This window comes from Paenarthrobacter nitroguajacolicus (assembly GCF_031455195.1).
GTDB classification, from domain to species: domain Bacteria; phylum Actinomycetota; class Actinomycetes; order Actinomycetales; family Micrococcaceae; genus Arthrobacter; species Arthrobacter nitroguajacolicus_D.
Genome location: NZ_JAVDSH010000008.1, coordinates 11,747 through 37,605, shown reverse-complemented (window position 1 = coordinate 37,605; position 25,859 = coordinate 11,747). Strand labels below are relative to the sequence as shown.

Annotated in this window: 27 protein-coding genes and 1 tRNA gene; 17 read left to right on the top strand and 11 right to left on the bottom strand. The window is 64.0% G+C overall.

What is annotated here, in order from left to right; genetic code table 11:
• Positions 1-33 precede the first annotated feature (33 nt).
• A complete protein-coding gene (locus J2Y68_RS16285) occupies positions 34-990 on the top strand; it encodes an Lrp/AsnC family transcriptional regulator (protein WP_309994841.1) in 957 nt (318 codons plus the stop codon).
• Here J2Y68_RS16285 and J2Y68_RS16280 read toward each other — a convergent pair.
• The gene (locus tag J2Y68_RS16280) at positions 971-2,413 is read right to left on the bottom strand and encodes an amidase family protein (protein ID WP_309994840.1); all 1,443 of its coding nucleotides are present in this window, start codon (positions 2,411-2,413) and stop codon (positions 971-973) included. The genes J2Y68_RS16285 and J2Y68_RS16280 overlap by 20 nt on opposite strands.
• Positions 2,414-2,686: 273 nt before the next feature.
• Between J2Y68_RS16280 and J2Y68_RS16275 the strand changes: the two genes are divergently transcribed.
• The 3 genes from J2Y68_RS16275 (at position 2,687) to J2Y68_RS16265 (ending at position 5,508) form a co-directional block, all read left to right on the top strand.
• A complete protein-coding gene (locus tag J2Y68_RS16275; RefSeq protein WP_309994839.1) occupies positions 2,687-3,436 on the top strand; it encodes a DUF5058 family protein in 750 nt (249 codons plus the stop codon).
• Positions 3,437-3,498: 62 nt separating this feature from the next.
• The gene (locus J2Y68_RS16270) at positions 3,499-4,236 is read left to right on the top strand and encodes a hypothetical protein (protein WP_309994838.1); all 738 of its coding nucleotides are present in this window, start codon (positions 3,499-3,501) and stop codon (positions 4,234-4,236) included.
• Positions 4,237-4,284: 48 nt separating this feature from the next.
• Positions 4,285-5,508 carry an amidohydrolase gene (locus tag J2Y68_RS16265; RefSeq protein WP_309994837.1) on the top strand — a complete coding sequence of 408 codons (1,224 nt, stop codon included), beginning with the start codon at positions 4,285-4,287 and terminating at the stop codon, positions 5,506-5,508.
• Between the two features lie 60 nt (positions 5,509-5,568).
• Here J2Y68_RS16265 and J2Y68_RS16260 read toward each other — a convergent pair whose 3' ends face one another.
• From J2Y68_RS16260 to J2Y68_RS16250, 3 genes are all read right to left on the bottom strand, one after another.
• Positions 5,569-5,754 (bottom strand): HipA N-terminal domain-containing protein, encoded by a 186-nt coding sequence (locus J2Y68_RS16260; protein ID WP_309994836.1) that lies wholly within the window; start codon positions 5,752-5,754, stop codon positions 5,569-5,571.
• Positions 5,751-6,011, bottom strand: coding sequence for a helix-turn-helix transcriptional regulator (locus J2Y68_RS16255; protein ID WP_309994835.1), 261 nt, complete (start codon positions 6,009-6,011; stop codon positions 5,751-5,753). Before J2Y68_RS16255 ends, J2Y68_RS16260 begins: the two co-directional genes overlap by 4 nt.
• 190 nt (positions 6,012-6,201) lie before the next feature.
• A tRNA-Thr gene (locus J2Y68_RS16250) sits at positions 6,202-6,274 on the bottom strand.
• A 202-nt stretch (positions 6,275-6,476) separates the two neighbouring features.
• On the opposite strand from J2Y68_RS16250, the gene J2Y68_RS16245 reads away from it, so the two are divergent.
• Positions 6,477-7,208, top strand: coding sequence for an HAD family hydrolase (locus J2Y68_RS16245; protein ID WP_309994834.1), 732 nt, complete (start codon positions 6,477-6,479; stop codon positions 7,206-7,208).
• Here J2Y68_RS16245 and J2Y68_RS16240 read toward each other — a convergent pair.
• From J2Y68_RS16240 to tmk, 3 genes are read right to left on the bottom strand one after another with little or no spacing between them, the layout of a single operon-like run.
• On the bottom strand, positions 7,205-8,746 hold the full coding sequence (locus J2Y68_RS16240) for an alpha/beta hydrolase (RefSeq protein WP_309994833.1): 1,542 nt from the start codon (positions 8,744-8,746) through the stop codon (positions 7,205-7,207). The genes J2Y68_RS16245 and J2Y68_RS16240 overlap by 4 nt on opposite strands.
• Before the next feature lie 8 nt (positions 8,747-8,754).
• Positions 8,755-9,906: a DNA polymerase III subunit delta' gene (locus J2Y68_RS16235; protein WP_211711397.1), complete on the bottom strand. Its 1,152-nt coding sequence runs from the start codon at positions 9,904-9,906 to the stop codon at positions 8,755-8,757.
• Entirely contained in the window at positions 9,903-10,577 is a 675-nt protein-coding gene (gene tmk, locus J2Y68_RS16230) for a dTMP kinase (protein ID WP_309994832.1), read from the bottom strand. Before tmk ends, J2Y68_RS16235 begins: the two co-directional genes overlap by 4 nt.
• Positions 10,578-10,659: 82 nt before the next feature.
• Here tmk and J2Y68_RS16225 point away from each other — a divergent pair, with 82 nt between their 5' ends.
• Together J2Y68_RS16225 and J2Y68_RS16220 are read left to right on the top strand one after the other, a co-directional pair.
• Complete coding sequence (locus J2Y68_RS16225; protein ID WP_309994831.1) at positions 10,660-11,844, top strand: trans-sulfuration enzyme family protein; 1,185 nt, start codon at positions 10,660-10,662, stop codon at positions 11,842-11,844.
• Between the two features lie 10 nt (positions 11,845-11,854).
• Entirely contained in the window at positions 11,855-12,196 is a 342-nt protein-coding gene (locus tag J2Y68_RS16220; RefSeq protein ID WP_309994830.1) for a DUF2516 family protein, read from the top strand.
• Between the two features lie 22 nt (positions 12,197-12,218).
• On the opposite strand, the gene J2Y68_RS16215 is transcribed toward J2Y68_RS16220, so the two are convergent.
• Entirely contained in the window at positions 12,219-13,040 is an 822-nt protein-coding gene (locus J2Y68_RS16215) for a class I SAM-dependent methyltransferase (protein WP_309994829.1), read from the bottom strand.
• Between the two features lie 162 nt (positions 13,041-13,202).
• Here J2Y68_RS16215 and J2Y68_RS16210 point away from each other — a divergent pair, with 162 nt between their 5' ends.
• Positions 13,203-13,949, top strand: a complete 747-nt coding sequence (locus J2Y68_RS16210) for a phosphoglyceromutase (RefSeq protein WP_309994828.1) — start codon at positions 13,203-13,205, stop codon at positions 13,947-13,949.
• A gap of 65 nt (positions 13,950-14,014) precedes the next feature.
• On the opposite strand, the gene phoU is transcribed toward J2Y68_RS16210, so the two are convergent.
• Entirely contained in the window at positions 14,015-14,668 is a 654-nt protein-coding gene (phoU, locus tag J2Y68_RS16205; RefSeq protein ID WP_309994827.1) for a phosphate signaling complex protein PhoU, read from the bottom strand.
• Between the two features lie 199 nt (positions 14,669-14,867).
• On the opposite strand from phoU, the gene J2Y68_RS16200 reads away from it, so the two are divergent.
• A complete protein-coding gene (locus tag J2Y68_RS16200) occupies positions 14,868-16,130 on the top strand; it encodes a sensor histidine kinase (protein WP_309995058.1) in 1,263 nt (420 codons plus the stop codon).
• Positions 16,127-16,807 carry a response regulator transcription factor gene (locus tag J2Y68_RS16195; RefSeq protein ID WP_211711390.1) on the top strand — a complete coding sequence of 227 codons (681 nt, stop codon included), beginning with the start codon at positions 16,127-16,129 and terminating at the stop codon, positions 16,805-16,807. Before J2Y68_RS16200 ends, J2Y68_RS16195 begins: the two co-directional genes overlap by 4 nt.
• 158 nt (positions 16,808-16,965) lie before the next feature.
• On the opposite strand, the gene J2Y68_RS16190 is transcribed toward J2Y68_RS16195, so the two are convergent.
• Positions 16,966-17,517, bottom strand: coding sequence for a hypothetical protein (locus tag J2Y68_RS16190; protein WP_309995057.1), 552 nt, complete (start codon positions 17,515-17,517; stop codon positions 16,966-16,968).
• Between the two features lie 293 nt (positions 17,518-17,810).
• Between J2Y68_RS16190 and J2Y68_RS16185 the strand changes: the two genes are divergently transcribed.
• The 6 genes from J2Y68_RS16185 to rlmB all read left to right on the top strand — a co-directional run bounded on the left by J2Y68_RS16185 (position 17,811) and on the right by rlmB (position 22,587).
• Entirely contained in the window at positions 17,811-18,293 is a 483-nt protein-coding gene (locus tag J2Y68_RS16185; RefSeq protein ID WP_011690592.1) for a CarD family transcriptional regulator, read from the top strand.
• Between the two features lie 66 nt (positions 18,294-18,359).
• A complete protein-coding gene (ispD, locus tag J2Y68_RS16180) occupies positions 18,360-19,142 on the top strand; it encodes a 2-C-methyl-D-erythritol 4-phosphate cytidylyltransferase (protein ID WP_309994826.1) in 783 nt (260 codons plus the stop codon).
• Between the two features lie 14 nt (positions 19,143-19,156).
• Positions 19,157-19,681, top strand: coding sequence for a 2-C-methyl-D-erythritol 2,4-cyclodiphosphate synthase (gene ispF / locus J2Y68_RS16175; protein WP_309995055.1), 525 nt, complete (start codon positions 19,157-19,159; stop codon positions 19,679-19,681).
• Positions 19,674-20,030 (top strand): hypothetical protein, encoded by a 357-nt coding sequence (locus tag J2Y68_RS16170; protein WP_309994825.1) that lies wholly within the window; start codon positions 19,674-19,676, stop codon positions 20,028-20,030. Before ispF ends, J2Y68_RS16170 begins: the two co-directional genes overlap by 8 nt.
• 35 nt (positions 20,031-20,065) lie before the next feature.
• Positions 20,066-21,520 carry a cysteine--tRNA ligase gene (gene cysS, locus J2Y68_RS16165; RefSeq protein WP_309994824.1) on the top strand — a complete coding sequence of 485 codons (1,455 nt, stop codon included), beginning with the start codon at positions 20,066-20,068 and terminating at the stop codon, positions 21,518-21,520.
• A gap of 80 nt (positions 21,521-21,600) precedes the next feature.
• Entirely contained in the window at positions 21,601-22,587 is a 987-nt protein-coding gene (rlmB, locus tag J2Y68_RS16160) for a 23S rRNA (guanosine(2251)-2'-O)-methyltransferase RlmB (protein ID WP_309994823.1), read from the top strand.
• A gap of 207 nt (positions 22,588-22,794) precedes the next feature.
• Here rlmB and J2Y68_RS16155 read toward each other — a convergent pair whose 3' ends face one another.
• Positions 22,795-23,604, bottom strand: coding sequence for a carbon-nitrogen hydrolase family protein (locus J2Y68_RS16155; RefSeq protein ID WP_309995052.1), 810 nt, complete (start codon positions 23,602-23,604; stop codon positions 22,795-22,797).
• 118 nt (positions 23,605-23,722) lie between these two features.
• Here J2Y68_RS16155 and glgX point away from each other — a divergent pair, with 118 nt between their 5' ends.
• Positions 23,723-25,837 carry a glycogen debranching protein GlgX gene (glgX, locus tag J2Y68_RS16150; protein ID WP_309994822.1) on the top strand — a complete coding sequence of 705 codons (2,115 nt, stop codon included), beginning with the start codon at positions 23,723-23,725 and terminating at the stop codon, positions 25,835-25,837.
• Positions 25,838-25,859 lie beyond the last annotated feature (22 nt).

Sequence of the window (25,859 nt, the reverse complement as noted above, 5' to 3'; positions counted from 1 at the left end):
CCAGTTCACCAGCACAGACCGGATGGAGCCCGCATGGCGGTGTTTGACGCATTGGAGCGGCAGATCGTGGCTGCCCTGCAACTGGATCCCAGATGTCCTTGGCGCAAGATGGCCGCCGTGCTGGGGGAGGCCGAGCGGACCGTCGCCCGACGCGGATCGCAGTTGCTGGAGTCCGGTGCCGTAGCGGTAGTGGGAATCCGGCCAAGGCCCGCCGTGGTGTTGGTGGAGATGCGGTGCCTGCCCGGGACAGTGCGCGCAGCCGCGAATGCCCTTTCCCAGCGCGGTGACACCACGTTCGTCTACACCACAACGGGCACGGGCGACTGCGTGGCCGAAGTCCTCACTGAACCTGCCCGGATGGGAGATGTCCTGTCCGATGAATTACCTTCCACTATCGGACTCAGGGACTCAACCAGCTACCCGGTGCTCCGGTACTTCCGGACTATTCGTGGCTGGCGGCCGGAGGTCCTTCCGGTAGACAAAGCCGAGGCGCTGCGTTCCAACCTCGCGCAGGACTCCGGCATCCTGGTCCGGCAACAGCAAATGAGCCGCCAGGATAATGAACTCATCGACGCGCTGTGCGCCGATGGCAGGATGAGCTTCGAAGCACTGGGGCGTCGGGTTGGCGTGTCGGAGGCTACTGCGCGGCGACGAAGCGAATGGCTCCTGACCAACAACCAGGTCCATGTGCGGGCGATAGTTGAGCCCGCGTCCTTTGGCCTCGCTGTTGAGGCGCTGCTCTGGATCAGGGCTTCGCCGCAGCACGTTGAGCGTGTGGGGAAGAGCCTCGCTGAGCTTCCCACAGTTCGGTATGCCGCCGCCATCGCGGGCAACTACCAGATCATGGCCGATGTCACTGTGGAGGACATGTCCTCCCTTTACCGTTTCATCACGGACTCAGAGTGGGCCCAAGAGGCCACCGGCGTGGACGTGTCCATCCTGTTGGACGCGCGAAAGCGCGGGGGACGGGTCATGCGCTCGCCGTCGTGAGGGGCTCGGCTTCCACGGCAGGTGCGACGGCGGCATACCCGGTCTGCTGCTCGAAGGCATGGCCGTAGCGGAGCAGTTGCATATCCGTGTAGTGGTTGCTGGCCAGTTGCAGGCCTATGGGCAGCCCGGCGGAACTGAAGCCTGCCGGAACGCTGAGTACAGGGAGGCCGGTGGCCGAGAGCAGGCAGGCCGATCGCATCCAGTCCAGATAAGTCTCGGAGGGCACGCCGGCAACCTCCATGGGATAGCGGAGCGAGGCGTCGAAGGGGAGCACTTGGGCGCAGGGACTGGCGAACAGCTCGTAGCGTCCAAAAAAGTCCTGGACGTTGCGCTCGAGCCGGGTGCGGGCGGCGGCAGTTTCGATGAGGTCCCGGGCCGTCAATGCGAATCCCTTATTCACGTTCCAGTGCACTTCAGGCTTAACGACATCCCCTGCGCGAGCCAGGAGAGGACCCAGGCCAGCGGCGAAGTCCATGGCGCGCGTGTTGCCGAACACCAGGTCCGCTTCGCTGAAATCCGGAGTCGCTTCTTCCACGATCGCCCCGAGCTCCTCGAAAACGGAAAGCTGCCGTTCCAGGTGCTCCACAATTTCAGGCTCCACAGGCACACCGATGCCAAAGTCGCGGGACCAGCCGATCCGTACGCCGCGCATGTCCGTCGCCAGCGACGTCCGGAAAACATTCGGATCGAGGCCTTCCGGGTGCGGAACCCGCGGATCCTTGCCGGCGGTTACGGACATGAACAACGCAATGTCCTCCACACTCCGGGCCATGGGTCCGGTCCTTCCCAACCACGCGAAAGCATTGACGTCCGACGGCATGGGGATGACCGCCGTCGACGGCCTGAACCCCACCACGTTGCAGAAGGAAGCCGGGATGCGGAGCGAACCGCCCATGTCGCTGCCGTCGCCGATGCTCTGGACTCGGGAGGCAACGACGGCGGCCACCCCGCCGCTGCTGCCGCCGGCACTCAAGGTCGGGGCGTAAGGGTTGGTGGTAGTTCCGAAGAGGTCGTTGAAGGTATGCGAGCCCGCACCAAATTCGGGAACATTCGTCTTTCCCGTGCTGACCACCCCGGCCTCCTTGAGCCGCGCAATGATGAGGTCGTCGGCGTCGGGAACGAAGTCACGCAAGGCGAGCGAGCCCTGGGTGGTGCGCATCCCGGCGGTGTTGTTCGTGTCCTTGTGCGTCATGGGCAGGCCGTGGAGGGGTGGGAGGTCCGCCCCCGATGCCGTCAGCTGGTCGGCACGATGGGCCAAGGCGTGGGCACCGTCGGCATCGAGGGTAACCACCGCGTTGATCACCGGGTTCACTTCGGAAATGCGGGCCAGGTGTTCGGCCAGGGCTTCGCGGGCCGAGATTTTCTTCCCGCGGATTGCAGCGGAAAGTTCGACGGCGGACAGCTCGCCAATGGTGTCGGACATGGTGCTCCTTTGCTGGATGTCTACTGCCTGACAGTGTGCCGGGTCACACAGAGGTGGGGAAGCCACGACCCCAGTCAAGGCAAGCTTTGACCGATTCGGCCATTCAGGCGGCTGATTCCGTCAGCTATTGTGTGTGATCCGGCTCATAGCAGATGGTGTTGGTAACCCGCTGGCCGATCCGGTCGGTGGGTAAGGATTAGCCCCTCAGCGCCGCATGCCGCACAGCGTGGTTCGGTCGCGGAGTTGCCGCGGGGCCAACACCCGGAGGTTCCTTTGTTCCAACCCCTGGCACTTCAACCGCTCGCCCCCACTGACTCCACCGACATCATGGCCATCGCCAACAATCCCGTGCTGTGGATCTGCGTGGCCGGCGTCTTCGGCGTCATCATCATCCAATCCGTGATCTTCATGAATGCGGCCCGACGCGCAGCCCCCTCCGTGGACATGAGTACGCAGGACATCAAGACCTCATTCCGTTCAGGTGCCGTATCAGCCATAGGCCCGTCCCTGGCGGTTTCACTGGTAGCCATTGCACTCCTGGGCCTTTTTGGAGCCCCGGCCGTCCTGTCCCGGATCGGCCTGATCGGTTCCGCAGCCTACGACGTTTCGGCCGCTGGCATCGCAGCAGGTTCCATGGGCGCCAAGCTCGGGGACGCCAGTTACACCCAAAGCGTTTTCGCAGTCGCGTTCTTCGCCATGAGCATCGGCGGGGCCATGTGGATGCTCGCCACCCTGATCCTGACGCCCCTGCTGCGCAAGGGCGACGCCAAGATCCGCTCCATCAACCCCGCGGCTATGGCCATCGTCCCGGCGGCGGCACTGATCGGAGCCTTCTCCTGCCTGGGGCTCACCGAGCTGCCCAAGTCCGGCATCCATGTGCTCTCCTTCATCGTCTCCGCAGCCGTCATGGGGACATGCCTGCTGCTGGCCAAAAAGCTGGGCAAGAGCTGGCTGCGGGAGTGGGGGCTCGGGATTTCCATCGTCATCGGCCTGGCCGCCGCGTATCTCGCCGCCGGCGCCTGAGCCGGCCCGCCGCCGTCGTCCTCCACTCCGGTACCTGACCCGGGCACGAAAGGAACACCCGCATGTCTTCCATCACCTCTGATCCCACCACTACCAACACAGCCTCCATGGCGGACTTCAACCGCACCACATCCCGCTGGGGCCAGATCACCATGATCGCCGGACTGCTGATCTCGGTTGCCGGTCCGCTGTACCTCGTCTTCGCTAGCGGCCTCGATATAGGCCCATCGCAGCTCTGGATCGCCTTTGCGGCCGTCGCCGCAACCTTCGGCATCATCTGGATCGTGGAGCCACTCACCTACTATCCGATCCTGGGACCGGCCGCGATGTACCAGGCGTTCATGATCGGCAACATCTCCAACAAGCTCCTGCCGGCTGCCTTGATCGCCCAAACCAACATTGGTGCCAAGCCGGGCAGCAAGCGGGCCGAACTGGCCGCCGTCGTCGCCATCTGCGGCGCCGCCGTCGTTCACCTGACCTCGCTGGCGATCTTCGTCGGGCTTCTGGGCACGTGGTTGATCAGCGTCATCCCGCCTTCCGTATTGCTGGTCACGCGGTTGTACGTGCTTCCCACCGTTCTGGGTGCCGTGCTGGTACAGGCCATCGTCTCCATGAAGCAGCCCCGCACCACCGTGTTCGCCCTGCTGGTCTCGGCCGTCGTCGTTTTCGTGCTGTTGCCCCTGGTGCCGTCGCTCGCCATGGTGTCCACCGCCATTGCAGTGCTGGGGACCATCCTGCTGGCATGGTTCTTCCGCGGCAAGGCCGACGTCCCGGCAGCGAAGCCCATCCACATCGAGTAGCAGCAGCGCCCGGAACAGAGCCAGCACCCGCAAAGGAAGACAGGAACCATGACAACGACAGCTACGGCCCTCACGCTCGACACCAACCAGACCGCCAAGCTCCATGAGTTGTACCGGCACCTTCACTCGCACCCGGAACTGTCCATGCAGGAGTTCGCCACCGCCACCCTGATCGAGGAGCAACTGGACGGCCTTGGCATCGAGCACTTCCGCTGCGGAGGAACCGGTGTCGTTGGCATCCTGCGGAACGGAGACGGGCCAGTGGTGGCCTTCCGGGCCGACTCTGACGGCCTGCCCATCGAGGAAGCCACCGGGCTGGAATATGCCAGCACTGACACGGGCACGCTGCCGGACGGCACGGTGGTTCCGGTGATGCACGGTTGTGGCCACGACACGCACGTAGCCAGCCTGCTCGGTGCCGCTGAAGTGCTTTCGGGCAACCAGGACGCCTGGTCAGGAACGCTGGTGCTGATCTTCCAGCCCGGCGAGGAGACTGCAGCTGGCGCGCTTGCCATGCTCGACGACGGACTATGGGACAAGGCGCCGCGGCCAGAAGTGGTGTTCGGGCAGCACGTGATGCCCCGGCGGGTGGGCACGGTCGCGATTTCCAGCGGGCCTGTCGCGGCCATGGCGGACTCGCTGAGGGTCACTGTGCATGGACAGCAATCGCATGGTTCGCAGCCCCAGGATTCCATTGATCCAATCGTCATGGCCGCGCACATGGTCACCCGTCTGCAGGGGATCGTGTCCCGCGAGCTGGACCCACGGAAGTCCGCCGTCGTCACCGTTGGGACATTCCACGCCGGCCTCAAGGAGAACATCATCCCGGCCTCGGCCGAGTTCACCCTCAACATCCGCACGTTCGACGAAGACGTCCGCGGCCAGGTCCTTGCCGCGGTCCGTCGCATCATCGCGGCCGAGGCCGCCGCGTCGGGGGCGCCCCAGCCGGACATCGAGGAAATGTACCGTTTCCCGCAGTGCTTCAACGACCCCAACGCCGTCCCTTCGGTTGTGGAGGCCCTGCGGCTGGCACTGGGGCACGAGTCGGTGGAAATCACTCCGCCGATGATGGGCAGCGAGGACTTCGGGCATTTGGGGACGGCCATCGGCGTGCCATCAGTGTTCTGGATGTTCGGCGGGACACCGGTTGCCGGACTCGAAGGGCCCACTCCGGTCAACCACTCCCCGTTCTTCGCTCCCGAGTTGGAGGGTTCGTTGGCCGGGGGAGTCTCTGCCGCCGTCGCGGTGCTGTTGTCCCGGCTGGGGAACTGAGGGGCGCATGTGCCGGGTTGTCAGTGTGAGGCGGCCCGGCACTGGCGACCCGGGAAGGTGTCAGTCTTCCCGCGCCAGGGCCCGCCTGGCTGCCAACGGTAGGGATAAGGACAACAGGATTGAACCGGCACCGTAGGCGGCCAGCGCCTGCGGGTCGTACTGGAAGGACAGCTTGAGGCCGTTACCGCGCAGTTCACCGATGCGGTCTCCACGCAGGTACACGTCCAGGCTGCGGCGGGGGCTCATGGTTGCACGTGCAGTTTCGAAAAGCGCGGCACAAGGGCCACATCGCGGCCCATCGCCCTGATGGCCCGCATGGCCACGACCATGGAGACAGCATCGCCGGCTTCAAGGCGCACGATGGTGCCGCGGGTGACGCCCAGTTTCACGGCAAGGTCGTGTTGGGTGAGTGCTGCCTCCTTGCGTGCTTGGGCGATGGACCGCCCAAGAGAAGCAGCATCGACAGCCCGGTAAAACGGGGTTAGCTCGTCAGAGTGTTCCATATATCGATCATACGATCGAAACCTCTAATGTCTTTTATTTTGAACATTTCCGATGTTTTGACAGAAGTTCGATATTCCGATCATGCCGAGGTTGCGTGGGTTCGCGCCATCCCACTTTCCTTTGGAACACAGGACTTAAAAAGTGAAAACCCCGGCAGCCCTAGGACAAGGGCCGCCGGGGTTTATCCCGAGCTTCCTATCAGAATCGAACTGATGACCTTTTCATTACGAGTGAAACGCTCTACCGACTGAGCTAAGGAAGCACCGCGTTCATCACCGGTTTCCCGGGCGATCACGCAAGACATAACTGTAATAGAGGCAGCGCGCCCGGGTCAAAACGAGGGTGGCGGCGGTCGTTGCGGGGATGTTCACCCGTATGTCGGGCCGGGTTCAGGCTGCGGTCTCCCGGCGGCCTGAAGCTGGGGAACCAACCGTGCCACGCACACAAGCCGAAGGAGCCGCCCAATGACCGGGGACGCATTGACCATGGACGCCAGCCACACACCCAACAGGCTGCGGCTCGCAGTGGTGGACATGGTGGGCACCACCATCACCGATGATGGCCGCACCGAGCGCGCCATGTCGCGGGCGCTTGTGGAACACGGCATAGAGCCCGGCAGCAGCCGGTACGAGAGCATGCTTGGCTACGCCCGTGACACCATGGGATTCTCGAAATTGACGGTCTTCAGCCACCTTTTCGATGATGCAGCCACGGCCGATAGCGCCAACAAGGTCTTCGAGAAGGCCTACGACGAGATGATCGACGACGGCGGCGTCCGCGCCATTCCGGGGGCGGAGGACGCCATCCTTTGGATGCGTGAATCCGGCATGCAGATCTGCCTTGCAACCGGCTTTGGCCGCCACACGCAGAACACCGTGCTCGAATCTCTCGGCTGGATGGGGCTTGCGGATCTCAGCCTTTGCCCTGCGGACGCCGGACGGGGCCGACCGTACCCGGACATGATCCTGACCGCCGTGCTCGCGTTGGATCTCGACGACGTCCGCGAAGTGGCAGTCGTTGGCGACACAAGTTCGGACATGTTGTCGGGCGTACGTTCAGGGGCGTCGCTCATCGCCGGTGTGCTGACCGGCTCGCATTCGGAGGCCACCCTGCGCGCCGCCGGCGCCACCGCCGTGGTGGATTCCATCAAGCAGCTCCCGCTCCTGGTGGAGAAGCGTGAGGCCGGGCACCTCTAGCATTTCAGGCCGTCTTGCGGCAGCTTCCCATCAACAAAGTAGTCGTCGACGGCGGTGCTGACGCAGGTGTTGCTGCGGCCGTAGGCCGTGTGCCCCTCACCTTCCCACGTGACCAGGGAAGCGGTCCCAAGTTGTTTGCGCAACGACTCGGACCATTCAAGGGGCGTGGCGGGGTCGCCCGTTGTGCCGACCACCACGATCGGCGCGGATCCCTTGTACTCAACAGGTGCCGGTGTCCGTGTGTGCGGGTACGGCCAGTCCCTGCAGTTGACACCCCCGTAGGCGAAGAAGGAACCGAACGTGGGAGAGTCCTGCTTGAGCTGGGCTTCCTCCGCCCGCATTGCCGCGGCATCGCTGACCATGGGGTAGTCGAGGCAGTTGATGGCCTGGAAGGCGAGGGCGGAATTGGAGCTGTAGGTGCCGTTGGCTTCGCGGTCCGCACCAAGGTCGGCGAGCCGCATCATGGGGGAAACGTCGCCGGAAAACGCAGCGTCAAGTGCCTGGGTGAGGGCGGGCCAGCTTTGGTCGTTGTACAACGGGAGGATCAGCCCATTGACGAAGTCGTTGCTGGTCACCAGGCGGCCGTCCTTGGCGGTTTGGGGGTTCTGGTCCACCGCGTTGATGAGGTCCCTGATCTCCTGGACGCCGTTGTCCACTGACCCGCTGAGCGGGCATGGGTTTTGCTGCTGGCAGCTGGCCACATAGGTGTGAATGGCACGCTCGAAGGCCTTGGCCTGGCCGGCCGTCAGCTCCTCGTTGCTGATGGAGGGATCCACCGCTCCATCCAGGACCAGGCGGCCCACATTGTCCGGGAAGAGCGACGCGTAGGTGGAGCCGAGGAAGGTGCCGTACGAGAAACCGAGGTAGTTGAGTTTGGCGTCGTTCAGGACGGCGCGCAGGACGTCCAGGTCCTTGGCGGCGCTCACGGTGTCGATGTGCCCCAGTACGGCACCGGTCTGTTGGGAGCACTGCTGTGCCAACGTCTTGTTGAAGGCGAAGGCGGCCTCCAGTCCTTCGTCGGTGTCTTTCCTGAAGACCTTTGCACGGGCAGCATCCCGTTCAGCATCGGTCATGCAGGTCACGGGAGCTGAGCGGCCCACGCCCCTCGGATCGAAGCCCACCACGTCGAAGTTGGCCCGCAGCTTCTCCGTGAGGAGGGTCTTTCCGGCATCCTTCACGAAGTCGACGCCCGATCCGCCCGGACCGCCCGGGTTGACCAGGACGGATCCCTGTTTGTTGCTGGTGCTGGGCAGCTTGATGATGGACAGCGAGATGTCACCGGCGCCGGGGTTGGCGTAATCCAAGGGCACCTGGACTTTGGCGCAATGGAATCCGTCCTCACACGAACTCCATTCCACCGACTGGGAGTAGAACTTCTCCAAACCCTTGGGAGCCGAAGCGGCGATGGACGGATCCACCGTGCTGGTGGACGGCTTCGCGGTGGGAGTCGGCATGAACGGAAGGGTGCAGGCGCTCAGTACCAGCAAGGAAGCGAGAGCGACGCACAGCGCTGCGAACCGGCGTGGTGCGGACTTCATGGATTCTCCTATTGCTGGATGAGGCTGGTGGCCATGGACTCGACTGCCAACAGCGGGGCCACGTTGGTGGTGGTGATGCGGACGCGTGCTTTGTTGATGGCGTCCATCCGGGCAAGGGTAGTTTCAGGGGTAGAACGGCCGGCGTATTCCTCCAGCTCGCCCTTGAGCTCAACGTTGACCAGTTCCACGGCGTTCCCCAACTGGATGATCAGCACGTCCCGGTAGAAGGACAGCAAATCCGTCAGCGTGCGGTCCAGTGAGTCCGTGATGGAGCGCTTGGCGCGCCGTTTCTGGTCGTCCTCAAGCTGTTTCACTTGGCTGCGCATGGAGGGCGGCAGCGTGCCGGATTCCGGGGCGCCAAGGCTGGCGAGCAGCGCAATTTTCTCTGCCGCGTCGCGTTCGTCGTTGGAGCTGTTGGCTTCGTCGGTGGCGATCTTCACGAGTTTCTCGGCCATCATCACGGCAGCCGTGACACCCCGGAGGCCCAGCGGGATACGAACGGTTTCCAGGCGGCGTTCCCTCGCATCGGCATCGCGCGCCAGACGCCTGGCGATACCGATGTGGCTCTGGGCAGCACGGGCCGCACGGTCCGCGAGTTGGCGATCGACGCCGTCGCGCCTCACCAGAAGGTCCGCGACATCGGACGCCGGGGGAAGCCGCAGGCTCACGGGGCGGCATCGGGACCGGATGGTAACAAGGACGTCGGCCGGCGAAGGAGCGCACAGCATCCAGATGGTGCGTGGCGTCGGTTCCTCGATGGCCTTCAGCAATACGTTGGTGGTGCGCTCCGCCATGCGGTCCGCGTCCTCCACCACAATGATCCGCCAACGGCCCGTGGCTGGCCGGTCTCCGGCCTTCGAAACGAGTTCACGCGCTTCGTCGATGGTGATGGTGACTTTTTCGGTCCGCACGAAGGTCACATCCGAGTGCGTCTCGCCCAGGATCGTGTGGCAGGCCGCGCACTCGCCACAGCCGCGCCGGGTGACGTCGTCCTGCTCGCAGTTCAGTGCTGCAGCGAACGCTTTGGCTGCATTGGAACGGCCGGAGCCCGGGGGACCGGTGAAAAGCCAGGCGTGGGTGAGGCCGGTTTCGCCCTGCGCCGCCTGCTTCAACTGCGCGACCACGGGCGCCTGCCCCTGGAGGTCGTCCCAGACACTCACGGGCGCACGTCCGAAACATGCGCGTCCGGAACACCGACACGCAGCAGTGATTCCACCCGGTCCAGAATTTTGGCGGCCAGCGAATCGATGTCAGCGTTGGCCGGCAGGACCAAGTAGCTCGAGGGAGCCGCCGCTGCCCGGTCCAGGAAAGCATGGCGGATGGTGGAATGAAACTGGTCCGGTTCCGACTCGAGCCTGTCCTCCGCGGCATCACCGGCGGTACGACGCTGGCGGCCGTCAGCGGGATCGACGTCGAGCAGTACGGTCAGGTCCGGATGCAGGCCTTCAGTGGCCCACTCATTAAGGGTCAACACGCCCTCGGCGCCCAAGCCGCGGCCGGCGCCCTGATAAGCAACTGACGAGTCGACATAGCGGTCAGTGATGACCACCGTCCCCTGCGCAAGGGCTGGACGGATGACCTGGCTGGCGTGGGCAGCGCGGGCAGCGGCAAACATGAGGGCTTCGGTGCGCGCATCGATGGTGCCGTGCCCGTGGTCCAGGACAAGGGAGCGAAGTTTCTCGCCAATGGGAGTGCCCCCGGGTTCCCGGGTGCGCAGCACGGAAAGTCCGCGTGACTCAAGGGCATCAGAGAGCCGGGCGGCCTGCGTGGACTTGCCCGCGCCGTCCCCGCCTTCGAAGGCGATAAAAAGACCTGCTCTCTGAATACTCACGCGTCTAGCCTACCGAGATTCACTGACATCAAGGCGCGTAACGCCTTTCATCCACAGCCTTGGCCGCGACTACGCTGAAACCATGAGCCTCTCCGATCAGCACGCCGCCGAATTGTCTCCGGAAACCGTTGTGGTGGCTGCCGGCCGCCCTGAGCGCGCACACGATGAGCCCGTGAATCCGCCCATCGTCCTGTCCTCCACATACTTCGGTACTGGCTCCTTGAACGACGGGGATCGCGGCTACGGGCGGTACGCCAACCCCACATGGGACCCTTTTGAGGACGCCCTGGCCAAGTTGGAGGGCGCATCGCTTCCCGGACTGCTCTACGCATCCGGCCTGGCGGCCGTCAGTTCGGCGCTTTCGCTGGTTCCGGCCGGCGGTGTAGTGGTCATGCCTTCGCACAGCTACTCAGGCTCGCTGGTGATGGCCACCGAGTTGGCGGAGAAAGGCTTCCTGGAGCTCCGCACCGTTGACATCACGGACACGGACGCGGTCAAGGCCCTCATCAGCCCCGAGGAAGGCAAGAAAGCCAACCTGCTCTGGCTTGAGAGCCCCACCAACCCCATGCTCGGCATCGCCGACGTCCGCGCCCTCGCGGACGCAGCCCACGCCGTGGGCGCCCTCGTGGTCACGGACAATACTTTCTCGACGCCCTTGGTGCAGCAGCCCCTCAGCCTGGGTTCCGACGTCGTCCTTCACTCGGTGACCAAGTACCTGGCCGGACATTCCGACGTCGTCCTCGGTGCGTTGGTGACGTCCGACCCGGAACTGCGGGCCACGCTCCTGCACCACCGGATCATCCACGGCGGCATCGCGGGTCCTTTTGAAGCGTGGCTCGCCCTGCGCGGCCTGCGTACCCTGGCGCTGCGGATCGAGCGTTCGCAGGCATCGGCCGCCACGCTCGCCGAACGCCTCAGCACCCACCCTCGCGTGGAAACCATCCGTTTCCCTGGCCTGCCCACCGACCCGGGCCACGAGCGTGCCAAGGACCAGATGAAGGGCTTCGGCTCCATTCTGTGTATCCAGATCGCCGGCGACACCCACCGAAGCGGCGCTGACGCAGCGGATGAACTGGTCCGTGCGCTGCAGCTCTGGCTTCCTGCTACCTCGCTGGGTGGGGTGGAGTCCCTTATAGAACGACGACGCCGGCACGCGGCTGAGCCGGTCAGCGTACCGGAGAACCTGGTGCGGCTGAGCGTCGGAATCGAAAACGTGGAAGACCTCTGGCAGGACCTTGAGCAAGCGCTGAAGGCTTTGGACGGCTAGGCTAAAGGGCGTGGACGGAAAATTCTTGATCGCCATTGTCACCAACGCGGTCTACTTCATTTTGGGATTGGTGGCCCTCGCCCTTGAAGTGTGGGCTTTCGCGGACTGCCTGCGGCACCGGCCCACCCTGTTCGTGGCCGCGTCCAAGCGCACCAAGACGTTCTGGCTCGCCCTCACGGGTGTCGCCTTCGCCATCGGGGCGCTGACGGTCTTCACCGGCGGCAGCGGGCTTGGCCTGTTCGGCATCGCAGCGGTCACCGCAGCGTGCGTCTACCTCGCAGATGTCCGTCCCGCCCTGCGCGAGGCCGGCAGCGGCGGCAACCGCAACGTCGGCCCGTACGGGCCCTGGTAACCAGCGCTACAGGCAACCAGCGCTAGCGTGGCGCCACCGCGTCCCACGCCACTGTCAGCTCGCCAAGGCGCCACCGCGCGGGGCCATCCTGGAGCGGCCAGCCAGCATCGCGCAGTGAACGGCACATAGCCGTCCAGCGCTGCCGGTTCCCGAACGACGCCAACGGCGCAGCTTCCAGCCAAGCCTTGTCCATGGCCTGCAGGAACGCATGAACCGCTTCGCCGGGCACGTTGCGGTGGATAAGCGCTTTCGGCAGCCGCTCAGCAACTTCCGACGGCAGCTCGAAACTACCGAATCGTACGGAAAAGCTCAGGCTCAACGGTCGCTCGGCATCCAGCGCCACCCAGGTGACGCGCCTGCCGATTTCATCGCAGGTTCCGTCGATGAAAAGGCCTCCGGGGGCCAACCGTGACTGCACCAAGGCCCAGATCGCGGCGACGTCCGCTTCTTCATATTGCCGGAGCACGTTGAAGGCCCGGACCAGCACGGGATTCCCAGGAACGGGGAGCTCGAAGCCGCCCACGTGGAAGCTCAGCCCGGGTCTTTCCAGGGCCTTGGCGCTGCGGACACGTTCCGGTTCAATCTCGATCCCGCAGACCCGCACATCGGGGCGGACGGCCTGGAGCCGTTCAAAAAGCTCGACGGCGGTGGTCGGCGAAGCGCCGTAGCCCAGGTCAATGACGAGAGGCTCGACGGCGGCCCGCAACCGCCACGCCTGCGGCCCGGCCAGCCAACGGTCCAGGCGGCGCATCCGGTTGGGGTTGGTGGTGCCGCGGGTGATGTTGCCAACAGGCTTCCCGCCCCGACTGCGGGGAGAGCCCACCCGTTCCGCTTTTTGCACCACGGCCAACACTTTATCGCCTTCCCTTGCCTCGCATCCTTTGCCGCCGTACGCACCCCCGATCTCGGGTGCGCCGGGCGGGAGCAGCTGCGCTCCAAAGGTGGAATCAGTGCGTGCGGCGTAACGCCGGGCACGGCACCGGAGCCCTCAGCTAGGATGAAAACCATGACTTACAAGCTGATCCTGCTGCGCCACGGCCACAGCGACTGGAACGCCAAGAACCTGTTCACCGGTTGGGTGGACGTTGACCTGAACGACCAAGGCCGCGAAGAAGCAGTGCGCGGTGGGGAACTCCTGGTTGAGAACAACATCCTCCCGGACATCCTCTACACCTCGCTCCTGAAGCGCGCCATCAACACCGCCAACATGGCGCTGGACAAGGCCAACCGCGGCTGGATCCCCGTCAAGCGCGACTGGCGCCTCAACGAACGCCACTACGGCGCCCTCCAGGGCAAGGACAAGGCCCAGACCCTCGCCGAGTTCGGTGAAGAGCAGTTCATGGAATGGCGCCGCAGCTACGACACCCCGCCGCCGCCCCTGTCCGACGACAGCGAATTCTCCCAGGCCCACGACCCCCGCTACGCGGACCTCGGCGACGCCCTGCCGCGCACCGAATGCCTCAAGGACGTCCTTGTCCGCCTCCTCCCGTACTGGGAATCGGACATCAAGGAAGACCTCAAGGCCGGCAAGACCGTCCTGGTCACCGCACACGGCAACTCCCTGCGCGCCCTGGTCAAGCACTTGGACGGCATCAGCGACGAAGCCATCGCCTCGCTGAACATCCCCACGGGCATCCCGCTCGTGTACGAACTGGACGACAACTTCAAGCCCATCAACCCGGGCGGAACCTACCTCGACCCCGAGGCAGCAGCGCAGGCCATCCTCGCAGTGGCCAACCAAGGCAAGAAATAGGCAAACGACGGCGGCCGGTCACCTTGGGTGACCGGCCGCCGTCGTCGTATCTGCGGTTGTGAAGGCTAGAAGCCCTCGGGCTGCCATTCGCCTGTCACCAGGTAGGTGACCTTCCGGGCAACGGAGACGCCGTGATCGGCGAAGCGCTCGAAGTAGCGGCTGGCCAATGCGACGTCCACGGTGGTGGACGGGCTTTCGCTCCAGTCCGGGGAAGCGATCGCCTTGAAGACGCTGAGGTGGAGGTCGTCCACGGCGATGTTGATCTTGAGGATGTCGCGGGCAACCTCAAGATCGCGGGTTTCGAGGAGCTCGATGACCTTGGCGGTGATCTCGATGTCGTGCTGGGCCATGGCCTTGAAGGTCTGGGTCAGCGATGCGGGGATGACCGTTGCGGGGTAGCGGAGGCGCGCCAGCTGGGCTACATGGCGGGCGAGGTCGCCCATGCGTTCCAACGAAGCGCTCATGCGAAGCGAACCGACGATCATGCGGAGGTCGCTGGCCACGGGGCCCTGCAACGCCAGGATGTCGATGGCGCGCTCGTCGAGGCTGTTCTGCAGGAAGTCGATGCGCGCGTCTGCTGCGATGACGTCCTGGGCCAGGTCCACGTCGGCGCCTTCGAAGGACGTTGTGGCCTTCGTGATTGCTTCGTGAACCAGCTTGGAGATCTCGATGAGGTCGTCACCTACCTGGGTGAGTTCCTCCTGAAAAACCTTGCGCACTAAGGCGTCCTTTCCTTGGAAATCCCGTTCCCGTGATGGGGGTCGGATTTCAAAACCATTGACAGTCCAACCAGTAACTGTGTCAGGGGTCAGTGAACTGTTCGGCACCTTTAGATGAACGTTAGTTGAACCGTCCGCGTTTGGCACCGGATCCATGCTCGGCCGTGTTTCAACAGCATAAGCTGGACCCGTGGATCCATTGCTCATAGGTGTCGTCGCAGGCCTGGTTGGCCTGTCATTGGGCGTCTTTGGCATGCTCGCATTCAAGATCAGCGAACGCCAGCGGAGCATCGTTGACCTCGACGTCACTGAACCCCTGCTTCCTGAAGGCGCAGCGGAAGTCCTTGCCGTCGTCGGGCGTGCCTTCGTCGTGGTCGATGCGATCGATGGCGTGGTCCGGGCAAGTCCGGCCGCCTACGCCTACGGCTTGGTCCGCGGACACACCGTGGTGCACAAGCAACTCCTGGACATGACCGCGAAGGTCCGCCGCGACGGTGTGATCCTGGAGGAACAGTACGAGCTGCCACGTGGCCCGCTGGGCAAAGGCACCATTGTGGTCCAGGTCCGTGCTGCCATGCTGGGCTGGGAATACATCGTGCTCCTGGCCGACGACCGCACCGAAATCACCCGCACGGAGGAGATCCGCAACGACTTCGTGGCCAACGTCTCGCACGAACTCAAGACGCCCGTGGGCGCTATTTCGCTGCTTGCCGAGGCGTTGGAAGCCTCGCCCGACGACGAAGAAGCGGTCCGCCGCTTTGCCAAGCGCATGCACAAGGAGTCCGGCAGGCTGGCGGCACTGGTCCAGGACATTATTGAACTTTCGCGCCTGCAGGGTGCCAACGTGGCGCAGCAGGGGCACGCCGTGGATATCAACACCGTCATCACCGAAGCCGTGGACCGCTCGCAGCTCCCGGCCGAAAGCAAGAACATCCAGATTGTTGTAGGCGGCCATTCTGAGTCCCTGGTTTTCGGCGACCGGGACCTCCTGGTGACGGCCCTGCGCAACCTGATCGACAACGCTATCCGCTATTCGCCCGAAAACACGCGGGTGGGCGTCGGCGTCAGGACCCGCGAAGGCGTCGTTGCCGTTTCCGTCACGGACCAAGGCGAGGGCTTGACTCCCGAGGACCAGGAGCGCGTTTTCGAGCGCTTCTACCGCGTGGACGCAGCACGTTCCAGGCACACCGGCGGCACGGGCCTTGGCCTGAGCATCGTCAAGCACGTGGTCTCCAACCATGGCGGCGAGGTGACCGTTTGGTCCCAGCCCGGTCAAGGCTCCACGTTTACCCTCCGACTGCCGGAGATGGAAGGCCAGGACGACGACGCCGGCCTGCCGCCCGCCGCAGCGGCGCACGAACTTCCGGCGGCTGCTGCCGCCGTCGAACCCCATCACGCGAGCCAACACGCGAGTGAAAAGACGGGCGCCAGCGGCGCCCAAGAGCAAGGAGCCAGCGCTTGAGCCGGATTTTGATAGTTGAGGACGAAGAGTCCTTTAGCGATCCCCTTTCCTATTTGCTGGGCAAGGAGGGTTTCGACGTTGAGGTTGTGGACAACGGCAGCGACGCTTTGGTTGAGTTTGACCGGAATGGTGCGGACCTGGTCCTCCTGGACCTCCAGCTGCCGGGCACGCCGGGCACCGAAGTCTGCCGCCAACTGCGTCAGCGCTCCAGTGTTCCTGTGATCATGCTGACCGCCAAGGACTCGGAAATCGACAAGGTAGTGGGCCTGGAACTCGGCGCCGATGACTACGTCACCAAGCCCTACTCCTCGAGGGAGCTTGTGGCCCGTGTCCGCGCCGTCCTTCGCCGCCAAGGGGAACCGGAAGAGCTCATTACGTCTACCGTGCAGGCCGGACCTGTCCGCATGGACATCGAGCGCCACGTGGTGAGCGTGAACGGTGAGCAGGTGTCCCTGCCGCTCAAGGAGTTCGAGCTGTTGGAAATGCTGCTCCGGAACTCGGGCAGGGTCCTGACGCGTGGTCAATTGATCGACCGCGTATGGGGTTCGGACTATGTGGGTGACACCAAGACGCTGGATGTCCACGTCAAACGGCTCCGCAGCAAGATTGAGCCCGATCCCTCGCTGCCGCGGTACCTGGTGACGGTGCGGGGCCTGGGCTACAAGTTCGAGCCGTAAACCTTTAGCCCTGGCGACTCGCATATTCGTGCCCGCCAAAAATCCCGGCTGATGACACCCAAATATCGGTGTCATTATCCCGTTGCCGTGGCACCAGCATTAAACGAAAGGAAGGGTCCCGCCGAAGCGGAACCCTTCCTTTGTTGTATAGCCGCTTGTTAGTGGCCGGCTGCTGCGGACTCCGTGGAGGTAGCAGTAGTGGACGGGGTGGCCGATCCGCTCGGCGAAGGCGTTGCAGAGCTGGACGGAAGGTACTTCTGGTATTCCGGCAGTGTGCCGTTCACTACGGGGATGTTGATCTGGGCGGAATCGGAACCGCTCCGGACCGTTACTTTCGCCAGGCCGCCGGGCGCAGCGCCGGCCGTGCTGAGCACGGCAGAGTCGCTTTCTTCGTTCAGGTACGTCTCCGACTTTGCCTTGACGGGAACCTCTGTCTGGGCACCGTCCGCTCCACTGATGGTCAGCGTTGCGTCCGAGTTGGACTGGTTGAACACGGCGCCGATGACGCGGCCCGACTCTTTCTCGCCCGAAGCAACAATCAGCATGTTGCGCAGCTGCAGCTGGCCGAGATCAGCTTTGATCCCGTCCGATGCCGAGTACTGGTGGGTAGTCTGCTGGGCGTTGACGAATCCACAGCCGGTGACGGACAGAAGACCGACGCCGATTGCAGCCGCCGCAATTGCCAGCTTGCCGCGCTGGACAGGGTTCATCGCAGTATTGCGCACGACACCTACTCCTCAAGAGTCATTGGAACACTTTTCAGCCATAGCCTATCGGCAAACCCGTCGAAATAAGGATTCGGGGAGGGTTTGTGGCGCAGCCAACGGGCGGGATTTGTTCGACGGGTTCCGCGTTCGATGCATCTTTCCCGGAATACGTCAAGAGGTTGGACGAACCCGTTTAGGGCCTCTTTCCCAGTATTGGCGCGGCTGGAGCGGCCATTCGGTGCCAGTCGTATGCCTTAATCGTGATAGACTAATCTGCGGGAAAGGGGAAAGTCCACATGGTTTTTGAGGTCGGCGAGACAGTAGTTTACCCTCACCACGGTGCAGCAAAAATTGAGGAAATCAAGATGCGCACCATCAAGGGCGAAGAGAAGATGTATCTCAAGCTCAAGGTGGCTCAGGGTGATCTGACCATTGAAGTTCCAGCAGAGAACGTTGACCTTGTTGGGGTCCGGGACGTAGTGGGCAAAGAAGGCTTGGAGCACGTTTTTGACGTTCTTCGCGCCGAGTTCACTGAAGAGCCTACCAACTGGTCGCGTCGTTACAAGGCGAACCTGGAGAAGCTTGCTTCGGGCGATGTCATCAAGGTGGCAGAGGTCGTCCGCGATCTTTGGCGTCGTGATCACGATCGCGGCCTTTCCGCAGGCGAGAAGCGGATGCTGGCCAAGGCGCGGCAGATTCTGATTTCAGAACTGGCCCTGGCTGAGAAGACGGACGAAGAGAAGGCTGCAAGCGTTCTTGACGAGGTCTTGGCTTCCTAAGAATTGAGCCCCGGTGGTGCGAAAGCGCCGCCGGGTTTCTTTTTGCCACAAAGTACGCTGGTGACCATGAGTATTCCTTCCAAGCGCGCCGTCACTGCCGTGATCGTGGTTGCAGCCGGTTCCGGTGAACGCCTCGGTTACGGCATGCCCAAAGCCCAGGTTCCGCTGGGCGGAGAAACCATCCTGATGCACGCCCTCCGCGGTGTGGTGGCATCCGACGTCGCACGCCAGGTCTGCATCGCCGTGCCCAAGGGCGACACTGCCCTTCGCGCGCTGATCGCCGAATTCACCGTTGACCTTGTTGACGGCGGTCCCGAAATTTCAGTCGTCGACGGCGGAACCTCCCGCGCGGATTCCGTCCGGGCCGCTTTGGCCGTTTTGGAGGACGGGACAGAGTTCGTCCTGGTGCATGATGCCGCGCGTGCCCTGGCCCCCGAGCGCATCTTCGAACGGGTGTCCGAGGCGTTGGCAGCAGGCGCAAAGGCTGTTATCCCCACGTTGCCGGTGGTGGACACCATCAAGACGGTCGCTGAAACTGACGGCGCGGATGCTTCCATCGCCCCTGAGGTGGTCACCGGCACGGCCCCCCGCGAGCAACTCCGCGCTGTGCAGACCCCACAGGGCTTCGAGTTGGCTACGTTGGTCCGAGCCCACGAGGCCGCCGGGCTCTTCGACGAGAAGCAGGCCGCTGCGGTCACCGACGATGCCATGCTGGTCGAGCTCCTGGGAGTCCCGGTCCACGCCGTTCGCGGGGCCAGCCAGTCCCTGAAGATCACGACGCCGCTGGACCTGATCATCGCTGAAGGTCTCCTCGAAGGTCCCTTGGGCATCCGGTGGGTGGAGGGATAGTGGCCTCGGAGAACATGCTGTTGCCCCGGACCGGCATCGGCATCGATGTCCACGCCTTTGCCCCCGACGACGACCCCCAGCCGCTCTGGTTGGGCGGGCTTTTTTGGGAAGGCGAACAAGGGCTGTCAGGCCATTCCGACGGCGATTGCGTCGCCCACGCAGCCGCAGACGCACTCTTCTCCGCCTGCGGCATCGGCGACCTCGGAACCCACTTCGGCACGGACCGCCCCGACTTCGCCGGCGCCTCCGGTGTAAAGCTTCTCGGGGAAGCCGCCAGGATCGTGCGTGAGGCAGGCTTTGAAATCGGCAACGTCGCCGTCCAATTCGTAGCCAACAGACCGAAGTTCGGCCCCCGGCGCGAGGAATCCCAGCGGGTTTTGAGCCAGGCCGCCAACGCTCCGGTCAGTGTCACGGCCACCACCAGCGACGGTTTGGGTTTCACCGGACGCGGAGAGGGTATCTCCGCCGTCGCCACAGCCCTGGTGTACCCAGCTGCCAGCCCCCACCCGGGACCCGCGAAAGGTGCCCCGCATGCCTAAGCCCAGTACCGGCGTCGTGCGTTCCGCCGTGCTGCTGTCCGCAGGCCTGGCCGCCGCGCTCCTGCTGGGAGGCTGTGCGGGGACGCCAAGGATGGACGTGAAGGCTAGTTGCGACTTCCTGAATGGTGACGCCTTCAAACCGGACGGTAACCAACAGCAGCAGTCAAAGCAGCTCGCTGAGCACTACCACGAGCTGGGGGAGAAGCTGGCTCCTGAAATCGCCGATCCCATCAAGGAGATGGCCGCGATCATGGACAAGGCAGCCGCCTCCTCGCTGGGGGCAGCGACGCAGGAGCAACAAGAAAAGCTCAAGGTGCAGTTCAACAAGATCGGCGAATTCTGCAAGTAGGCAGGTCACGCCGCGTCATCGGCTAATCTGGAGCGGTGACCCTGCGCTTCTATGACACCGCCTCCGCCGAAGTCCGCGACTTCGTTCCCCTCGAAGACGGCAAGGCCAGCGTCTACTACTGCGGGGCCACCGTCCAGGGAATGCCCCACGTTGGTCACGTCCGGTCCGCCATCGCCTTCGACCAACTGACCCGCTGGCTGGAATTCCGCGGCCTTCGCGTCACCGTTGTGCGCAACGTCACCGACATTGATGACAAGATCCTGGCCAAGTCCGAGCAGTCGTTTGGCCCGGATTGGGACGCTGAACCCACGGCACGCCAGGCCGAGGAGTGGTGGGCCCTGGCGTACCGCTACGAGCAGGAATTCGAGAACGCCTACGACTCCCTGGGCGTCCAACGGCCCACCTATGAGCCCCGGGCAACGGGCCACATCCCGGAAATGCATGCCCTCATCCAGCGCCTCATCGACCGGGGCCACGCATACCCCGCCCTGGACGACTCCGGTGATGTCTACTTCGATGTCCGCTCGTGGAGCAAGTACGGCTCCCTGACGCGGCAGAACATTGATGATATGCAAGGAGCAGCCGACGCCGACCCTCGCGGAAAGCGCGATGCCCGCGACTTCGCCCTGTGGAAGGGTTACAAGGAAGGCGAGCCGGAGACGGCCAGTTGGGCATCGCCGTGGGGTGCCGGGCGTCCCGGCTGGCACCTCGAGTGCTCCGCCATGGTTACCAAGTACCTTGGCACGCGTTTCGATATCCACGGTGGGGGACTGGACCTCCGTTTCCCGCACCACGAGAACGAAATGGCCCAATCCCAGGCTGCAGGCGACGAGTTTGCCAACTTCTGGATGCACAACGGCATGGTCACTTTCGAAGGCGAAAAGATGTCCAAGTCGATTGGCAATACAGTGAGCCCGGCCGAGATGCTCGAACTCGCTTCACCACGCGTGGTCCGTTACTACCTGGGCCAGGCGCACTACCGCTCAATCCTGGACTACCGGCCCACCTCGCTTCAGGAAGCTGCCGCGGCCGTGGAGCGCATTGACGGGTTCATTTCCAAAGCAAAGGCAAAGGTGGGCATGGACGCCGTCGAGGTTGCACCTCAGGCCAACATGCCCGCAGCCTTCATCGCCGCCATGGATGACGACCTCAACGTGCCCCAGGCGCTCGGCGTGCTGCACGAAACCGTGCGTGCCGGAAATACGGCCCTGGCATCAGGCGACCTCCATGCGTCCAAGTCTGCCCTTGATGCCGTGCTGTCCATGACCGAGGTCCTCGGCCTGGACTCCGTCAAACAGCCCGAAGCCGTCCAAGGCCGGGAACACGCCGCGCTCACCGTTCTGGTGGAAGCCCAACTTCAGGCCCGCGCCGCAGCCAGGGCCAACAAGGACTGGGCCGCTTCGGACGCCATCCGTGACACGCTCGCCGCCGCCGGCGTCGTCGTCGAAGATGGTGCGGACGGTGCCACCTGGAGCCTGAAGCGCGACTGACAAAGGGCCTCGACAGCCGAATTGCATTGGGTCAGTAGACTTGATTCCAGACTTACTCACAAAATCAAGGATGGAATCTCATGGCCAATAATGGTCGCCGGTCGGTCAAGCAGAAGAAGGGCCCCACCACCGGAACCGGTGGCCACGGCCGCAAGGCCCTGGAGGGCAAGGGTCCTACGCCCAAGGCGGAGGAACGGACCTACCACAAGGCATACAAGAACAAGCAGCTGGCTGAGCGCTCGGCTGCCAAGCGCGGGCCAGCACGTCCGGGCACGGGCGCACGCTCAGGTCCCAAGGGGCGCGCAACGGAAGAACTGGTCACAGGCCGTAACTCGGTTGTCGAGGCACTCCGCGCCGGTATCCCGGCCAAGGCCCTGCACGTAGCCATCCGCATCGAGATGGACGACCGTGTCAAGGAGTCCCTCAAGCTCGCTGCCGAGCGCGGCATCCCGCTGCTCGAAACCGGCAAGCCCGAGCTCGATCGCATGACCGAGGACGCCGTTCACCAGGGCCTGGTACTTCAGATCCCGCCGTACGAGTACCAGGACGCCTACGACCTCGCCGAGGAAACCCTCGCCAAATGGAAGAAGGGGCACATCTCCAACGCCCCCATCTTCGTGGCCCTGGACGGAATTACCGACCCCCGCAACCTCGGCGCGATCATCCGCTCCGTCTCCGCGTTCAGCGGGCACGGCGTCATCGTCCCTGAGCGTCGCTCCGTCGGCGTCACGGCGTCCGCTTGGAAGACCAGCGCCGGTGCCGCTGTCCGCGTGCCCGTGGCCCGCGCGTCGAACCTCAACAACGCACTCAAGCAGTTCAAGAACATGGGCATCTACGTCCTGGGCCTGGACGGCGATGGAGATGTTTCGTTGCCCGACCTCACCGTAGCCACGGAACCGGTCTGCATCGTGGTTGGCTCCGAAGGCAAGGGCCTCAGCCGTTTGGTCCGCGAAAACTGCGACCAGATCGTGTCGATCCCGATCGACTCCGCCATGGAGTCGCTCAACGCTTCCATGGCCGTAGGCATCTCGCTGTACGAAGTGTCGAGGCAGCGCGCCGCCAAGTAGGTCCTGATGAGGCGCCGCAAGCGCCATCCTCCGCGTGCTCGCTCGTCCCTCGCTTAGACGCACGCTTCCGGATGACGCCTGCGGCGCCTTTCGTGTGTCTGCACCCAACGCTCTCTCACATCCCGCCGGTTTGGGGCGGACGCTCTCTCACATCCCGCCGGGATGTGGAGGAGCGTCGGGCTCAAGGGGTAGGGATGTGCGAGAGGGTTAGAAGTCGCGGCGGTTGGCCAGGACGGGGAGTTTTTGGCGGGCTTCTTGGACTTCGGCGGGGTCGAGGTCGGCGAAGATGAGGCCCGGTTCGCTTTCGAGCGCTTCAAGGACCTGGCCGAATGGGGATACGACGGCGGAGTACCCGACCCCCGTTGGCGCGGCACCTTTGGCTTCGATGCCTTGGGTGGCTGGGTCGCCCTGGCCGCACGCGAGCACGAATGTGGTGGTGTCCACGGCGCGGGCCCTGGCCAGGAGCTGCCATTGCTCAGCCTTGCCGGGGCCGGATCCCCAAGACGCCGACACAATGTTCACCACCGCGCCGCGTTGGGCGTTGGCCGTGAAAAGGGCCGGGAAACGGATGTCGTAGCAGGTGGCCAAACCAAAGGTGACGCCACCGGCGTCGAACGTCACCGGGTCAGTACCCGCTTCGACCGTGTCCGACTCCGCGAAGCCGAACGCGTCGAACAGGTGGATCTTGTCGTAGCTGGCCTCCACGCCGGGTCCGGTTGCCAGAAGGGTGTTCCGCACCCGCGGGTTTCCCGAATCGGAGGGAGTGCCGGGCGTGAACATGCCCGCGACGATCACCAGCTGCAACTCCTCAGCGAGGGAGCGCACGCGGCTGGCCCACGGTCCGTCAAGGGGCTCGGCGATGTCCAACAGCGAGTTTCCGAAAGCACGCATCATCGCCTCGGGGAAAACCACAAGCTCGGCTCCACCCTCCTTGGCCCGGCGGGCGTACTCCTCCAGGAGCCGCAGATTCCCGGCCAGATCCCGGCCGGTGATGACTTGGGCGAGTGCGACGCGCACCATTGGACCTCCAGTTGTCTCCGTTCCAGTATGCCAAGTAATGAAATCACTGCACTGAACGTCGTCACATGAGCGCCTGGCGCGGCACATAGTGGGCGTGGAACTAAACTTGCAATCAATGGTTATGCCTATTTTTGACACAGCAGCTGCCGTCGATGCGTCGCGGCCACGGCCCCTCGGACTGAGCACACCCCAGCCCGGCCTCTCAGATGCGGTGAAAACGCAGGACCATGAAGTGAATGTGGCCGTCTTTGCGCCGGACCTGGAACAGGTGGAGGTGGCCTTCCAAGCACCCGGCGGGACGTGGCGCGCCCAGGTTCTTCCCAACATTGAGGACGGCGTGCATTTCGGCCTGATCGCCGGGATGCCCCCGGGCACCCGCTATGGTTTCCGCGAGGCGCCTTCGGAAGCTGGCCTCCCCATGCCGGTTCCCGCCTTGGATTTGGACGACGACGGCGAGCACCGGCTGCTGCTCGATCCCTATGGTCGCGCTGTGGACCAGCGGGGCGAGTTCCTCACGAGCGTCCACGTGGACAACAGTTTTGATTGGGGCGACGACCAGCCGCCCAGGACACCGATGCGGACGTCCGTGATTTATGAAGCCCACGTCCGCGGCCAGACCATGCTTCACCCGGAGATCCCGGAACACCTTCGCGGAACGTACGCGGGGATGGCGCACCCTGTGATGATCCAGCACCTCACGGAACTGGGCATTACCGCGGTTCAGTTGCTGCCCATCCACTTCCACTTGGATGAGTCGCACCTCCAGGACCTCGGCATGACCAACTACTGGGGCTACAACACGGCTGCGTTCTTTGCCCCGCATGCCGACTACGCCACTGAGGCCGCCCGGAACGCCGGCCCGCACGCGGTGCAGGACGAGCTCAAGGGCATGATCAAGTTGCTGCATGCGGCCGGCATCGAGGTCATCCTCGACGTTGTGTACAACCACACGGCCGAGGCCGGGCCTGATGGGCCCGCCATCAGCTTCCGGGGGTTGGCGGAGCAGCGCTACTACCGGCACGACGCCCATGGACGCTACCTGGACACCACCGGCTGCGGAAACACCCTGGACTTCAGCGATCCCGTGGTGGTGGACCTTGCCCTGGATTCCCTGCGCTACTGGGTGAACGACTTCCATGTGGACGGGTTCCGCTTCGACCTCGCGGTCACCCTGTGCCGCGACGCCGGGAACACGTTCGACCCCCAGCACCCGTTCCTTCAGGCCATCGCCGAGGACCCGGTGTTGTCGGGAGTGAAACTCATCGCTGAACCGTGGGATGTGGGCTACGGCGGCTGGCAAACAGGCCGTTTTCCGCAGGGGTGGTCGGACTGGAATGACCACTTCCGCGACGGCGTACGCCGCTTTTGGCTCTCCGACCGCGCCGCCATTGAGGCTGGCGGCCAAGGCGGCTCCGTGGCGTCGTTGGCGGAACTCATGGCTGGTTCAGCCAACCTCTTCGCATCGTCCGGGCGGACGCGCTTGGCCTCGGTCAACTTCATCACGGCCCACGACGGCTTCACGTTGAAGGACCTGGTTAGCTACGACCGTAAGCACAATGAGGCCAACGGGGAGCAGAACCGCGACGGCCACGGCGACAACCGTAGCTATAACCATGGCGTGGAAGGCCGCAGCGAGAATGAGGCGATTGTTGCCGCCCGTTCGTTGTCCATCCGCAACCTGATGGCCACGTTGCTGTTGTCCTTCGGTGTACCGATGATCACGGCCGGCGACGAGCTTGGCCGGACGCAGCAGGGCAACAACAACGCGTACTGCCAGGACAATCCAACGGCTTGGCTGGATTGGAGCCGCACGCAGGAAGCCAACGCCATGTTCCGGACTACACGGGAGCTGGTCAGGCTTCGCCGTTGGTTCCTGCGGCACCAGCCGGAAAGCTTCCCCGGCAAAGCGAACGACGCCAGCCTGCAGTGGTTCGACGACAAGGGCAAACGGATGACTCCAGCCCGCTGGAACGACCCCAACGTCCGCTCGGTCCAACTGCTGATGGGCCACGAGGACAGCGAGGTCCGGGGCCTGATTGTCGTGAACGGCAGCAACCAGGACGTGAAGATGGTCCTGCCGGAGATCCTCAGCGAAACGGGCATCGGCAAACGGATGTTTGAACTGCGCTTCACCACGTCAGTGCTGCATGAGCGCCGCAAGGGTGCGTTGGTGGCGTCAGGTGAGCGGGATATCCTGCAAGCCAACACCATCAACATCTACCGCACCTAGCCACTGATCGAACAGGGAGTTC

Coding starts and splice junctions, on each gene's coding strand:
- J2Y68_RS16225 (WP_309994831.1), top strand. CDS start 10,660: ATGAGCCTCTCCGATCAGCACGCCGCCGAATTGTCTCCGGAAACCGTT.
- J2Y68_RS16190 (WP_309995057.1), bottom strand. CDS start 17,517: ATGAACCCTGTCCAGCGCGGCAAGCTGGCAATTGCGGCGGCTGCAATC.
- J2Y68_RS16260 (WP_309994836.1), bottom strand. CDS start 5,754: ATGAGCCCCCGCCGCAGCCTGGACGTGTACCTGCGTGGAGACCGCATC.
- ispD (WP_309994826.1), top strand. CDS start 18,360: ATGAGTATTCCTTCCAAGCGCGCCGTCACTGCCGTGATCGTGGTTGCA.
- J2Y68_RS16245 (WP_309994834.1), top strand. CDS start 6,477: ATGACCGGGGACGCATTGACCATGGACGCCAGCCACACACCCAACAGG.
- rlmB (WP_309994823.1), top strand. CDS start 21,601: ATGGCCAATAATGGTCGCCGGTCGGTCAAGCAGAAGAAGGGCCCCACC.
- J2Y68_RS16280 (WP_309994840.1), bottom strand. CDS start 2,413: ATGTCCGACACCATTGGCGAGCTGTCCGCCGTCGAACTTTCCGCTGCA.
- ispF (WP_309995055.1), top strand. CDS start 19,157: ATGCTGTTGCCCCGGACCGGCATCGGCATCGATGTCCACGCCTTTGCC.
- J2Y68_RS16170 (WP_309994825.1), top strand. CDS start 19,674: ATGCCTAAGCCCAGTACCGGCGTCGTGCGTTCCGCCGTGCTGCTGTCC.
- glgX (WP_309994822.1), top strand. CDS start 23,723: ATGGTTATGCCTATTTTTGACACAGCAGCTGCCGTCGATGCGTCGCGG.
- J2Y68_RS16185 (WP_011690592.1), top strand. CDS start 17,811: ATGGTTTTTGAGGTCGGCGAGACAGTAGTTTACCCTCACCACGGTGCA.
- J2Y68_RS16265 (WP_309994837.1), top strand. CDS start 4,285: ATGACAACGACAGCTACGGCCCTCACGCTCGACACCAACCAGACCGCC.
- J2Y68_RS16285 (WP_309994841.1), top strand. CDS start 34: ATGGCGGTGTTTGACGCATTGGAGCGGCAGATCGTGGCTGCCCTGCAA.
- J2Y68_RS16210 (WP_309994828.1), top strand. CDS start 13,203: ATGACTTACAAGCTGATCCTGCTGCGCCACGGCCACAGCGACTGGAAC.
- J2Y68_RS16240 (WP_309994833.1), bottom strand. CDS start 8,746: ATGAAGTCCGCACCACGCCGGTTCGCAGCGCTGTGCGTCGCTCTCGCT.
- J2Y68_RS16255 (WP_309994835.1), bottom strand. CDS start 6,011: ATGGAACACTCTGACGAGCTAACCCCGTTTTACCGGGCTGTCGATGCT.
- J2Y68_RS16270 (WP_309994838.1), top strand. CDS start 3,499: ATGTCTTCCATCACCTCTGATCCCACCACTACCAACACAGCCTCCATG.